This is a genomic window from Halomicronema sp. CCY15110 (assembly GCF_016888165.1).
In the GTDB taxonomy this organism is placed as follows: Bacteria; Cyanobacteriota; Cyanobacteriia; order Phormidesmidales; family Phormidesmidaceae; genus Halomicronema.
This window is the reverse complement of the sequence record NZ_JACSWC010000160.1, coordinates 1-12,254: the sequence shown is the minus strand read 5'-3', so window position 1 is coordinate 12,254 and position 12,254 is coordinate 1. Positions and strand designations below refer to the sequence as shown.

Sequence of the window (12,254 nt, the reverse complement as noted above, 5' to 3'; positions counted from 1 at the left end):
TTTCGACTCCGCTCAACTCTCGATACTGGTAGGTTGAGCGAAGTCGCAACCGGATTGAACGGGTACTTTATTTAGTTGCAGATCCCTAAGTGCAATCATGCGCCGCATCCCTGCTCCCCTGCTCCCCATTCCCCAAGAAAACCCGCCCTTTACCAAGCGCCTTTGCTAGACTTAATGACGATTGTGAATGCATACCCAAACGGAAGGACACGGCATCTATGACCGTCGCCACGATTCCCGCAACATTTCTCCGCACCCAAGAGATCCCCAACTTAACCTTTGATGCGACCCGCGATCGCTTCGACGCCTCCTGGCGCGATCCCCTGTCCATGCTGTTGGGATTAGGTCGGGCCGCTGGAGCCGATTTCATCGAGTTTTTCCTAGAGCGCAATCAGTACATCAGCTGCATGGCCGAAGACGACGCCATTACCGGCATTTCGCCGCGCTTGGTCACCGGGGCGGGGGTGCGAGTTTTTAAAGGCAAGGGCGACTGTTACGTTAGCACCAATGACCTCACCTTCCATGGTCTGCGGGCGGCCATGGAAAAAGCCCTCTCCATCCTGGGTCTACGGCTGCCGGGGCCAGCCGCGTCCATTCCTGAAACTAATCTGGAACTGCTGCGCGACTACGCCACCACGAAGGACAAGGATAGCTGGCTCGTGGCTTGTAGCTCCATGCAGGAAATGGGTGACGTGCTCTTAGCTGCCAATACTGCTTTAGCAAAGCAAGGTAGCCACGTGCAAGCCCGGCGATCGGGGTACTTTCGCGATTGGCAAGAGGTCATGGTCGCCGCTAGTGACGGCACCTTTGCCCGCGACATTCGCCTGACCCAATCCGTCGGCTGCAACTTGTTGTGCGCCGATGGCGATCATCGCTCCTCCATTGGTCAGCGGGCGGGCGACACCAGCGATCCCGGCTTCCTCCGCACCTGGAACTACGACCAAATGACCCACGACATCACTGAGTCAGCGGGCAAAATGCTTTACGCCGATTATGTCGAGTCGGGCAACTATCCCATCATCATGGCGAATCACTTTGGTGGCGTGATCTTTCACGAAGCCTGCGGCCACCTGCTAGAAACGACGCAAATCGAGCGCGGCACGACGCCTTTCATCGACAAAAAAGGCGAGAAAATTGCCCACGAAAACCTCACCGCTTGGGATGAAGGACTCTCGGATGATGCCTTTGGCACCATTGATATGGATGATGAGGGGATGCCCACCCAGCGCACCCTGCTGATCGAAAACGGCATTTTGAAGAACTTCTTGAGCGATCGCGCCGGTTCCATGCGCACCGGTCATCCCCGCACCGGCAGCGGTCGTCGCCAAAGCTACACCTACGCAGCGGCCTCCCGGATGCGCAACACTTACATCGCCCCTGGCGACTTCACCAACGAAGCGCTGTTCAACTCTGTAGAAAAGGGCATCTACTGCAAAAAGATGGGCGGCGGCAGCGTTGGCCCCACAGGACAGTTTAACTTTGGCGTGGACGAAGCCTATCTGATCGAAAACGGTGAGATTTCCAAGCCGCTCAAAGGCGCAACGCTAATTGGTGAGGCGAAAGAAGTCATGCAGCGCATTTCCATGTGTTCCGAGGACATCAGCCTCGCCCCTGGCTTCTGCGGTTCCATCAGCGGCAGCATCTACGTCACCGTCGGGCAGCCCCACATCAAAGTCGATTCCATCACCGTCGGCGGACGCTAACCCGCTGATTTAATTAATCTCGTAAAGTCCCCGATTTTTGGAGCGGACGAGCCGGTTCAAGCTTGTCTTCCAGTCCAAAAATCGGGGTTCTTTGTCTGCGGCCCGGAAGTGCTGGCAACTCGCAGTCAGCTCCCGATGGCTCCGCGCCCGATCGTGCTGACCCTCACCCCTTGATGAAGGGCCGGTGTCCCCGTCTACTGAACTCCGCGTCGTCGCTCATGCGCGAATGGCGACGGGCTTTTCCCAAACGATGAGCACGAGGCAACCGTCGTCACTGGCGACCCAGTGATCGCTACCGGGGGCGTTGATCACCAGCGACCCGGCAGGGTAGGTCTGATGTTGGTCGCGTTGGGTTCCGGACAGCACGAAGATGTGTTCATAGCCGGTATGGTCATGGTGGGGGACTTGGGCACCGGGCGCATAACGTAAGAGTGCTGCGGCTGGCCCACTGCTGTCGCCATAGAGTCGATGAATTTCGACACCGGGACGAAACGGTTGCCAGGGCAGGGTATCGGCACGCTCGGCCAGGGACCAAATTTCGGGAATGACGAGAGGCGTTGACATAGGAGTGGCAGGGTATGAGGGTGGCAGGGTGTGAGGGTAAATGGGTTTTGCTGTTGACGGCGGGGGCGATGTTCATGATGGGGATAACTTAATCCTGAACATCTTGTCGCGGGGCGTTGATAGGGCCTGGCAGAAGGCTGAGAATTTTGGCTCATGGTTCGTCGCCCCAACGATATCCGACATGAATGTCAAAGACACACTGGATTTAGCAAGGTGAAGTGGCGGGCAAGCATAGCCTGAATGGCTCCCACCCTGCTACTCAGCCACCCGGCTACCCAGTCACCCTCACACCCTAATGTCCGGCCATGCGCTGACCGATCAATTTCAGATCGACATCCGCGATCGCGCTCTCATACACAAATTCACCTTCGCTCATGACGATGATGCGATCGGAGAGGGCGAGCAACTCGTCCAGGTCTTCGCTGACCAGGAGGACTGCCACACCGCGATTGCGGGCTTCGACAATCATGTCATGGATGAAATCAACGGCGGCGAAATCCAGGCCAAAGCTGGGATTGGCGGCAATCAACAGTTGCACGTCATGGGACGCGAGTTCGCGGGCGAGGACAGTGCGCTGCACGTTGCCGCCTGACAGGTGGCTGATGGGGGTCTCGACCGAGGGGGTTTTGACTGAGAACGCTTCCACCAGCCCGACAGCAGCACTGCGAATGGCTTTAAGGATGAGTAGCACATTCCATTTGGCTTGGGGGGGGCGATCGAAGGTGCGCAGGGCCATGTTTTCCGCCACGCTCATGTTGGGCACACAGGCATTTTTCAGGGGTTCTTCGGGCAGGGAGTAGACGCTGTGTTTCGCCATTTCGGTGCGGGTGGCGGTGTAGCGATCGCCATTCACCTTAAGGTGCCCCGCCGTCGGAATCCGCTGCCCCGACAAACATTCCACAAATTCCCGCTGGCCGTTGCCCGACACCCCGGCAATGCCGACAATTTCGCCCGTATGCACTTGCAGATTGACGCCTTTGACCGCTGGCAGCCAGTTGTCTTTATTGGCGTGCAGGTCAACGATTTCCAGTACAGGGGTGCGGGCCTCGACGGCGGCTTTGGAGACTGACTTATGCTGGCGCTCTTTGCCGAGCATCATTTCGCCCATCGCCTCGATGGACAGGTCTTTGACATGGCCTTGACCGGCCAGTTGCCCCCGCCGCAAAATCGTCACTTCGTCGGCAAAGGCTTGCACCTCGCGGAATTTGTGGGTGATCAGCAACACGCTGAGCTGGCCTTGGGAGACCGCCTCTTTTAAGAGCCCTAAGACCTCATCGGCTTCATCGGGGGTGAGCACGGAGGTCGGTTCATCCAGAATCAGTAAGCGACTCTTGAGATAAAGCTGTTTGAGAATTTCGAGCTTTTGCTTTTGACCCGCCGCGAGTTGGCCGACGGGCGTTTCTAAATCTACGTGGAACGGCGCATCGGCCATGAACCCTTGCAGGTCGGCGAGTTCTTGCTTCCAGTTAATCAGAGCTTTGTTGTCGTAGCGGGAGAGCACCAAATTTTCGGCTACGGTCATGGCCGGAACGGAGGTGAAGTGCTGATACACCATGCCGATGCCGCAGGCGTGGGCATCTTTGGGGCTGTTGATGACTTGGGGCTGGTCGTCAATCAAGATTTGCCCCGCCGTGGGATGGTAGAAGCCCATCACACATTTCACGAGGGTGCTCTTGCCCGCGCCATTCTCGCCCAGCAGGGCATGGAGCGTCCCTGGTTTCAGGGTCATGGAGACTTGGTCGAGGGCGGTGAAGCTGCCAAACCGTTTGGTCATTTCCACCACCGCGAGTTGGGGAGGCTTTTCGGGAATTAGGGGCGGGGTGGGCAACGTGGCAGTATCCATGGCGAGGAAGGGGAAACAACAGGGAAATCAGAACAGCGATCGCAGGCAGCGATCGGCGGACAGTCGGGCGATCGCCCGGCTCAATCTTGAATCGTTTCAATCAAATCAGTCGAGGTGGCCACGGCACCAAACACCCCGCCCTGCATCTTGATCATTTTGAGGGCGGCGAGATAGTTGCCGTAGTCGGTGGCCCCGGTGCAGTCGGACAGCATGAGACATTCGTAGCCGCGATCGTTGGCTTCGCGCATGGTGGTGTGTACACAAACGTCAGTGGTAATGCCCGTGAGAATCACATTTTGGATGCCGCCGCGACTGAGCACCAGTTCCAAATCGGTGGCGTAAAACGCCCCTTTGCCCGGTTTATCGATGATCACTTCCCCCGGCATGGGGGCCAGTTCGGGAATGATGTCCCAACCGGGTTCGCCCCGCACAAGAATCTTGCCGCAGGGGCCGGGATCACCAATGCCAGCACCAATTTGGCGCGATCGCCACTGCTTATTCGCGGGCAAGTCGGACAAGTCAGGACGATGGCCCTCGCGGGTGTGAATGATGGTGTAGCCCAGCGATCGCAGCACCGCCAACAGCTTTTGCAACGGCTCGATGGGGGCACGAGTTAAGGACAAGTCGTAGCCCATCTTATCGACGTAGCCGCCCTGGCCGCAAAAGTCCGTCTGCATGTCAATGACGATCAGCGCCGTATTCTCTGGCCGCAGGTCGCCATTGTAAGGATAAGGATACGGATCAGCGTTGACGGTACGTCCCATAGTGCCCGGTGATGAAATGCTCCCTGGAGAAGTAGCATTTCACGGGTCTTCAGAAGAGTTCAGTACGAACGAATTTTGGGGAAGTTCACGATTATTGACGGTGTGCGGTGGGACTGAACTGTGGCTTTGCAGCCCCGTGAAGATTACTCGGCATCGGCTTGCTGCTGCCGCCGTCGCTCGGCGAGTTGCAACACAATTTCGCTGTGGACGGTGCGGGTCAATGGATAAAAGTAGCAGAGGACCAGTGCCCCGCAGAGCAAGAGTAGCGGCACTGGCCCCATAAAGGCGCGAATCGCTAATAGAGCGGAATCGGGCTGAATGGCCTGCTCGGGGGGAAAGCCCGTGCCATCGAGCGTGGCCCCCAGCACGAACCGTCGCGCCACGATACGAATATCTGATTCCGCCAGAAAGTTGGCCGCTTCGAGAAAGAGGCCGACGAGGAAGAGGCCGCCCGCCAGGCCAAATTTTTGCAGCAGGGTCATAAACGAATAGAAGATGCCTTCCCGCCGCTGGCCCGTGCGCAACTCATCTAATTCAATAACGTCGGGCAGCATAGCCCAGGGCACCACGTAGGCGGTCGCCACACCAAAGCTGGCCGCCACACAGAGGGCATAGAGCAGTCCAGTTTGTCCCGGCTGTAGAAAAAACAGGCCAGTTTGCACAATGAGCCAAACGCCGATGCCCACAAAAAAGATGCCTTGCTTACCCAGTCGGCGACTGAGCAAGTTGCACGGCCACATCATAAAAATGGCGGTGCCCTGCACCAACAATGCGGGCAAAAAGTAGGAGTCGAGCCCCATCCAAAAGATGGCGTAGAAGGGGATAATGCTGGCGGTGATTTGCAGCGCCAGCCAAGCAAATAAGTAGATGCCCACCACATAGAGAAAAGCGCGGTTGCTAAAGGCGATGCGCAGTTGTGCGAAAAACGGCAGGTCGGTTTCGGAGTTGTTAGCCCCAGGTTGCACGGCGATCGCGGTGCGCTGGGCCTGGGGATAGGTGCCAAAGACGCAGATCAGCAGCGGAATGACGGAGGCGATCGCACACACACCGCCCAAGACCGTGTATTGCAAGGTTTTTTGTTCGATCACCGAAGTAACCACTAGCCCCAGCGCTAGCGCCGAGATGGCTCCCAACAGCGAAAAGCCTAGTCGAAAGCTATTGAGATCCGTGCGTTCGTCATAATCCTGAGTCAGTTCCGCCGTTAGCGTCGCATAGGGCAGATTGGCCGTGGTGAAGAAGATCTGAAACAGAATTGACGTGGCGACGTAATACCAGAAGCGAAAGCCAGAACTGCCCTCCGGCACCAACCACATGAGAAAAAAGGTGACGCCAAACGGGATCGCGCTGAGCAAAATCCAGGGATAGCGGCGGCCCCAGCGAGTTTGGGTGCGATCGCTCAACACCCCCACGAGTGGATCGTTGACCGCATCCCATACCTTACTGATCAGCAACACGGTGCCCGCCGCCGCGGGACGAATGCCCGCTACCTCCGTCAAAAAAATCAAAAATGAGAAGGCAATCAGATTCGAGGTCATGCCCGCCCCCATGTCGCCGATCCCGTAGGCCAGCTTCGTCCAAATCGACAATTTGCCTGGGGCTGGAGCCGCGTCAGCCGCTTTTGCAAACTCTTGGGTCATCGGTGCCTCTTACATCCGTCGGTTGAGCCTATCAAGTTGTATCATGGCTCAATCTTGTCTCGATGCTGCTAGCGCTGTGGCGCTGGCACCGTCTGTCCAGCAGTACCATCGCCGCTATGTCTGACCTTCACGTCACCTGGGATGATTATCACGACCTGATCGAAACCCTGGCGGTGCAGATCTATGAGTCGGGGTGGGAATTCAACCAAATCGTGTGCATTGCCAAAGGGGGGGTGCGCATTGGCGATTTGCTCTGTCGCATTTACGATGTGCCGCTGGCGATTCTCTCCACGGCCTCCTACCGGGGCAAAAACAATCAGCAGCGGGGCCAACTCGTGTTCTCCAGAGATCTGACGATGACGACGGCTAACCTGGGCGATCGCGTGTTGCTGGTGGATGATCTGGTCGATTCGGGCACGACCTTAGACCGCAGCATTCAATGGTTGCACCATCATTACGGCTTTTACATCGACGAAATTCGGACGGCGGTGCTGTGGCAAAAAGCCTGCTCCTCCGCCAAACCGGACTATTACGGTCAGTATTTGCCCGATAATCCCTGGATTCATCAACCCACCGCCAAGTACGAACGCATGAGCATCACCGATTTAGTCGCTAGCCGCCGCAAAGTGGTGGAAAGCGTTTGAGAGGGCGACTCCCACAGTGCACTGACCCAGGGGACGGTTCCCTTTTTGGGTCAAGCCATGCGATAAATCTCTGGTTGAGGGAACCGTCCCCTCGCCGTTCAAAGGATCTGTCCTCAGTTTACCGGCCGTGCTGAGGGCCTCAACACTGGGGATTAGCCCACTAGCAAATCCTCTTCGGGATATTTCACCAGGCTGGGACTGTGATCGCCCGCCAGGGCCGCCATAAACAGCAACACGCCCACCCGCCCGACGTACATGCTGCCAATGATGACTAACTGCGATGGGATTGTTAGATCTGCCGTAATGCCCGTCGAGAGCCCCACTGTGGCAAAGGCAGACACGGCTTCAAACAGAATGCGAATGAAGGTGAATTCTGGATTGAATAGGGCGAGGGCGATCGTCACGCCAATCACCGCCATGCCTGACCCCAGCACCACACCCACCGCTTTGAAGACCCGCACGGGGGGAATCTCGCGGCGGTAGACCAGCACTTCGTCATTCCCTCTCAAAATTGCCCTTGTGCAAATGAACAAAATGCTGGCGGTGGTCGTTTTGATGCCGCCCCCGGTGCTGCCCGGACTCGCCCCCACAAACATCAGCGCGATCATAATAAACAGCGCCGCATCGTGCATCCCGTTGATATCAATCGAGTTAAACCCCGCAGTGCGGGCAATCACCGACTGAAACCACGCTGCCGTTAATTTGTCGCCCCAGCCCATGGCACCAAGCGTGTCTAGGTTAGTAGCTTCTGTCGCGAGAAAGGCAAACGTACCGACGGCGAGTAGCGTGATGGAACTGACGACAACAATTTTGAAATTGAGGGAGAAGCCCCCGTATTTTTGGCGTCCCAAAAGGCGATCGCGCCCCCGCATAAACGCCTCCATAATCACCTGATAGCCAATCCCCCCAAAAATTACCAACCCAGTGATGACAGCGGTGATCCAGGTAGAGCGGGCATATTGCACCAAACTATCTTCAAATAAGCTGAACCCCGCATTGTTAAAAGCGCTAATACTGTGAAAAATTGATAGCCAAAGCCCAAACCCATTTCCGTAATCGCGCATCATGGTGGGCATCAAGCAAAAGGCCCCCGTCAGCTCAAATACCAGCGTCATGCTGAGAATGGAGACAATCAGTGTGCGCGTGCCCGACAACTCAGGCATATCCATCGACTGCTGCACGGCCAAGCGCTCCTTGAGGCGTAACCGTCGCTTAAGCAACAGCAGCAGCAGGGTGGTAGCGGTCATGTAGCCCAGCCCCCCCACTTGGATCAACAGCAAAATAATGAACTGCCCAATGGAAGAGTAATAACTGCCGGTATCCACCACAATCAGCCCGGTCACGCAGACTGCCGAAGTCGCCGTAAAGAGTGCCACAATCGGGTCGTTCCACTGGCCGCCCGCCGTGGCAAAGGGCAACAGCAGTAAGCCGGTGCCGATGATGATCAGCATCAAAAATCCGGCACAAATGGTACGCGGCACGGTCATTTCAAACAGACCCATACGTTCAAAATCCTGCTGGCAATATTAGCGACACTCCCAGATTGGCGACGGGGAGATACGGGGCAGTGGGAGCCATATCGCTCCTTATCTTTCCATGAGTTGCAGCGGAAGACTACACTGCCCTTGTAGTCAATCAACCGCCATGAGCTCAGAACTGTACCAAAATATTCAAACCTTTTACGACCAGTCTTCTGCCCTGTGGGAAAGGACCTGGGGTGAGCATATGCACCACGGGTATTACGGCCCCACGGGCACCCATCGCAAACAAGACCGCTACCAAGCCCAAATTGACCTGATCGACCAGCTCTTGCGCTGGGCGCGGATTGACCAGGCGACGGCCATTTTGGATGCGGGTTGCGGCATTGGGGGCAGTGCGTTGTATTTGGGCGATCGCTACCAGGCCCAGGTCTCTGGGGTGACGCTGAGTCCCGCCCAGGCGACACGGGCAACTGAACGGGCGGAATCGGCAGGGATGAGCGATCGCGCTCAGTTCCTTGTCGCCGACGTGCTCAATACCCCCTTTCCTGACGAACACTTCGATTTCATTTGGTCGATGGAAAGCGGCGAACATTACCCCGACAAAGGCCAATTTTTTCGCGAAAGCTATCGCCTGTTGAAACCCGGGGGACGGTTACTCATGGCGACTTGGTGCCACCGTTCGACCAACTCCCTCGCTGGCCCCCTCACCGAGGGCGAACAACAACATTTACAGTGGCTCTATCAGGTCTATCACCTGCCCTATGTGCTGTCGATACCAGACTATGCAAACCTCGCTCAGCAGGCGTGTCTAGCCGATGTTCAAACGGGGGATTGGTCAGAAGCCGTCGCGCCCTTTTGGGATGACGTGATCACTTCGGCGTTGAATTGGGAGGCGATCGCCGGACTGTTGAAAACAGGGTGGCCGACCATTCAAGGAGCCTTCGCCTTGGGGCTCATGCGTTGGGGCTTTCAGCGGGGCCTCATTCGCTACGGCATCCTGTGTGCCACCAAGCCCTGAGCGATCGGGGCAACAAAGCCCGACCAAGCTTTCACCAGCATGTCCGGTGGACTCGGCTTATGGGGGCGATCGCCGCCATAAGTCCCTGTCAATATGTGACGAAATAAAACGTCGTATCAAGAAGCTAAAGCAATTGACGCAATAAGCAAAGCTTTGACTCATTGATTCATCAGATATGAGTTAATGATAAATGAACCGAAATATCTGACCGCAAGGAAGGGCACCCATGCAAAAACTGATCGAAGGTATCCGGCAGTTTCAAAGTAGCTACGTCCCTTCCCACAAGGCCCTAATCGAAGAACTGAGCAAGGGGCAACATCCTCGGGTGCTGTTCATCGGTTGCTCTGACTCCCGCGTCAGTCCCGAAATCATCACCCAGTCGGAAATTGGTGATCTTTTCATCATTCGCAATGCCGGTAACATCATTCCTCCCTTTGAAGCCACCAACGGTGGTGAAGGGGCGACCATTGAGTACGCGATCGAGGCGCTAGGTATTAAGCAAGTGATCGTCTGCGGCCACAGCCAGTGCGGCGCAATGAAGGGGCTGCTGCAAATCGGCGAACTCGAAGACAAAATGCCCTTAGTTTATGAATGGCTACGCTACGCGGACGCCACCCGCAAGCTCGTCGCCGATAACTATGGCCATCTTGATAAAAAAGAGCGGTTAGATGCGCTAGTGGCCGAAAATGTTTTGACACAAATTGATAACCTGCGCACTTACCCAGCCATTCGCTCCAAAATGTACCAGGGCAACCTCTCCATCCACGGCTGGATCTATAAAATCGAAACCGGAGAAGTCCTGACCTACGACGCCGACACCCACGCCTTCACCCCGCCCCACAGCAAACTGCCCCAAGATGGGGTCTATGGTGCTGCATACGTTGGCCCACCAACCCATTTGCCCGGTGCTCAGCGCCTCTCCAGAGAACAAGCAGAACGCATCTATCGCGGCTCTGCTCGGGTCTAACACCTGTTCGTCAACCCCCCTCAGTGACCTTTGCTCCGTTTTCGCGGTCAGGCTATAGTGATGACGACTCTGGGGCTGTAGCTCAGCTGGATAGAGCAACCGCCTCCTAAGTGGTAGGTCGCGCGTTCGAATCGCGCCAGTCCCGTTCGATATTGACATTCACGAAAGCCTTATGTTCCTTGAATAGTAAGGCTTCTAGTTCAAATCCCTAAGAAAAGCTAAAGCCCCTTTTGGTGGGTATAGGCGCTCTAAAGATGGCTCCGAATAGACCGATTTGGAGCAGTTCAGGGCAATTATTGGGGTAAATTTGGGGTAAGGCCGGAGAAGCCACTAACTAGCATGGGCACCAATCGCAGTAGGTGTTCCAGCATGTCGTCAACCGCCCAAAAAGCTGTCAAAGGCAGCGTTCAAGTCAAACCTTCCAATAATCGCCTGCAACTCGTGTTTACCTATCAAGGTAAACGTCGCTACGTCAGCACCGGCTATGCCGATACCCCACGCAACCGCAAAGTCGTGCAGTGCAAAGCCGCGATTCTCGAAGACGATATTGAGAAAGAGCGCTTCGATGAAACCCTAAAACGCTATCAACGAGCGTCCGCCCATTCTGCTCCTGACCCTGTGGATCAAACCCCACCCCCTTCCTTGCTGGAGCTATGGTCAGCCTTCATCGAATACAAACGCCACCAGTGCTCACCTAGCACGATGCGGAATCAGTACAAAGTCTTCACCCATTACCTCAATGACCTACCCACCCACCAATTGGCCGAGGCGACGCAAATCCGAAACGCCGCCTTGGAAAATATTCCACTGGACTCTTGTAAGCGCTTCATCACTCGTTTGAGTGCCTGCTGTGATTGGGCGATCGCCTGCTTGCGTGAAGCTCGTATCGTCTCGCTCCCTTCGATCACCTCGCCTAAGATAGAGACAGCAGACCTAACTTGTTCTCCCATGGTCAACACCGCTACCCAGCCATTCACCTTTCAGGATTATCTAGCCTATGACGATGGCACGGATAACCGCTATGAACTAGTGGATGGCCAACTCGTGCTCATGAATCCACCGCGCACCGAACACTTACTAATTGCTAAGTTCCTGGAAAAGCAACTCGATACCGAAATTCAGCGTCTAGGCTTACCCTGGCTGACCTTTCGTGAGGCCGGAGTTAGAACCGGATTCAACAAATCACGATTGGCCGACCTGTGTGTGGTCACCCGCGAGCAAGCTCAAGAACTGCTGGGGCAATCCGCAGTATTTCAAACCCCACCGCAACTCATTATTGAAGTGGTGAGTCCAGAATCTATCACTCGTGACTACCGCTACAAACGGTCTGAATACGCCGCCATTGAAGTGCCCGAATATTGGATTGTCGATCCGCTCACGGCCAAAGTCACCGTACTCCGGTGGGAAGAAGGGCTTTACGAAGAAACGGTTTTTGCGGGTGAGCAAGCGATCGCCTCTCCTACTCTTTCCGAACTCACCCTCACCGTCGCCCAGATACTAGCCGCAGGCACCATAGCCTAATCGGTATTAAGGTTTGCAGCCTTTCTCCCTCTGGGAGCTACTAAGTACACATAAATCCCTCCTGGGCTAGTGACCATCCCTGAAAGATGGCCTCAAATTTCCTGAGCCCCTG

10 protein-coding genes, 1 tRNA gene and 1 pseudogene are annotated in these 12,254 nt (G+C 55.8%); 7 read left to right on the top strand and 5 right to left on the bottom strand.

What is annotated here, in order from left to right; all coding sequences use genetic code 11:
* Positions 1-218 precede the first annotated feature (218 nt).
* On the top strand, positions 219-1,703 hold the full coding sequence (locus JUK32_RS03800; RefSeq protein WP_204137522.1) for a TldD/PmbA family protein: 1,485 nt from the start codon (positions 219-221) through the stop codon (positions 1,701-1,703).
* A 216-nt stretch (positions 1,704-1,919) separates the two neighbouring features.
* On the opposite strand, the gene JUK32_RS03795 is transcribed toward JUK32_RS03800, so the two are convergent.
* From JUK32_RS03795 to JUK32_RS03780, 4 genes are all read right to left on the bottom strand, one after another.
* Positions 1,920-2,267 carry a cupin domain-containing protein gene (locus JUK32_RS03795; RefSeq protein WP_204137521.1) on the bottom strand — a complete coding sequence of 116 codons (348 nt, stop codon included), beginning with the start codon at positions 2,265-2,267 and terminating at the stop codon, positions 1,920-1,922.
* A 292-nt stretch (positions 2,268-2,559) separates the two neighbouring features.
* Complete coding sequence (locus tag JUK32_RS03790; RefSeq protein WP_204137520.1) at positions 2,560-4,110, bottom strand: ABC transporter ATP-binding protein; 1,551 nt, start codon at positions 4,108-4,110, stop codon at positions 2,560-2,562.
* 80 nt (positions 4,111-4,190) lie between these two features.
* Positions 4,191-4,874, bottom strand: a complete 684-nt coding sequence (locus JUK32_RS03785; RefSeq protein WP_204137519.1) for a cysteine hydrolase family protein — start codon at positions 4,872-4,874, stop codon at positions 4,191-4,193.
* Between the two features lie 143 nt (positions 4,875-5,017).
* Positions 5,018-6,511 carry an MFS transporter gene (locus tag JUK32_RS03780; protein WP_204137518.1) on the bottom strand — a complete coding sequence of 498 codons (1,494 nt, stop codon included), beginning with the start codon at positions 6,509-6,511 and terminating at the stop codon, positions 5,018-5,020.
* A gap of 116 nt (positions 6,512-6,627) precedes the next feature.
* Between JUK32_RS03780 and JUK32_RS03775 the strand changes: the two genes are divergently transcribed.
* Complete coding sequence (locus tag JUK32_RS03775) at positions 6,628-7,155, top strand: phosphoribosyltransferase (protein WP_204137524.1); 528 nt, start codon at positions 6,628-6,630, stop codon at positions 7,153-7,155.
* Positions 7,156-7,307: 152 nt separating this feature from the next.
* Here JUK32_RS03775 and JUK32_RS03770 read toward each other — a convergent pair whose 3' ends face one another.
* Positions 7,308-8,642, bottom strand: a complete 1,335-nt coding sequence (locus JUK32_RS03770; RefSeq protein ID WP_204137523.1) for a TrkH family potassium uptake protein — start codon at positions 8,640-8,642, stop codon at positions 7,308-7,310.
* Positions 8,643-8,799: 157 nt separating this feature from the next.
* On the opposite strand from JUK32_RS03770, the gene JUK32_RS03765 reads away from it, so the two are divergent.
* The 5 genes and pseudogenes from JUK32_RS03765 to JUK32_RS28630 all read left to right on the top strand — a co-directional run bounded on the left by JUK32_RS03765 (position 8,800) and on the right by JUK32_RS28630 (position 12,142).
* Positions 8,800-9,654, top strand: coding sequence for a methyltransferase domain-containing protein (locus JUK32_RS03765; protein WP_204137517.1), 855 nt, complete (start codon positions 8,800-8,802; stop codon positions 9,652-9,654).
* A 226-nt stretch (positions 9,655-9,880) separates the two neighbouring features.
* Complete coding sequence (locus JUK32_RS03760) at positions 9,881-10,621, top strand: carbonic anhydrase (protein WP_204137516.1); 741 nt, start codon at positions 9,881-9,883, stop codon at positions 10,619-10,621.
* A 71-nt stretch (positions 10,622-10,692) separates the two neighbouring features.
* Positions 10,693-10,766 (top strand) — tRNA-Arg (locus tag JUK32_RS03755).
* A gap of 194 nt (positions 10,767-10,960) precedes the next feature.
* Positions 10,961-11,176 (top strand): annotated as a pseudogene (locus JUK32_RS28635) (Arm DNA-binding domain-containing protein); the annotation flags it as partial.
* Positions 11,177-11,569: 393 nt separating this feature from the next.
* Entirely contained in the window at positions 11,570-12,142 is a 573-nt protein-coding gene (locus JUK32_RS28630; protein ID WP_375541549.1) for a Uma2 family endonuclease, read from the top strand.
* Positions 12,143-12,254: the final 112 nt, after the last annotated feature.

What these genes read in the sequence shown, in the direction of transcription:
- JUK32_RS03800 (WP_204137522.1), top strand. Translation starts at nt 219, where the DNA reads ATGACCGTCGCCACGATTCCCGCAACATTTCTCCGCACCCAAGAGATC.
- JUK32_RS03795 (WP_204137521.1), bottom strand. Translation starts at nt 2,267, where the DNA reads ATGTCAACGCCTCTCGTCATTCCCGAAATTTGGTCCCTGGCCGAGCGT.
- JUK32_RS03790 (WP_204137520.1), bottom strand. Translation starts at nt 4,110, where the DNA reads ATGGATACTGCCACGTTGCCCACCCCGCCCCTAATTCCCGAAAAGCCT.
- JUK32_RS03785 (WP_204137519.1), bottom strand. Translation starts at nt 4,874, where the DNA reads ATGGGACGTACCGTCAACGCTGATCCGTATCCTTATCCTTACAATGGC.
- JUK32_RS03780 (WP_204137518.1), bottom strand. Translation starts at nt 6,511, where the DNA reads ATGACCCAAGAGTTTGCAAAAGCGGCTGACGCGGCTCCAGCCCCAGGC.
- JUK32_RS03775 (WP_204137524.1), top strand. Translation starts at nt 6,628, where the DNA reads ATGTCTGACCTTCACGTCACCTGGGATGATTATCACGACCTGATCGAA.
- JUK32_RS03770 (WP_204137523.1), bottom strand. Translation starts at nt 8,642, where the DNA reads ATGACCGTGCCGCGTACCATTTGTGCCGGATTTTTGATGCTGATCATC.
- JUK32_RS03765 (WP_204137517.1), top strand. Translation starts at nt 8,800, where the DNA reads ATGAGCTCAGAACTGTACCAAAATATTCAAACCTTTTACGACCAGTCT.
- JUK32_RS03760 (WP_204137516.1), top strand. Translation starts at nt 9,881, where the DNA reads ATGCAAAAACTGATCGAAGGTATCCGGCAGTTTCAAAGTAGCTACGTC.
- JUK32_RS28630 (WP_375541549.1), top strand. Translation starts at nt 11,570, where the DNA reads ATGGTCAACACCGCTACCCAGCCATTCACCTTTCAGGATTATCTAGCC.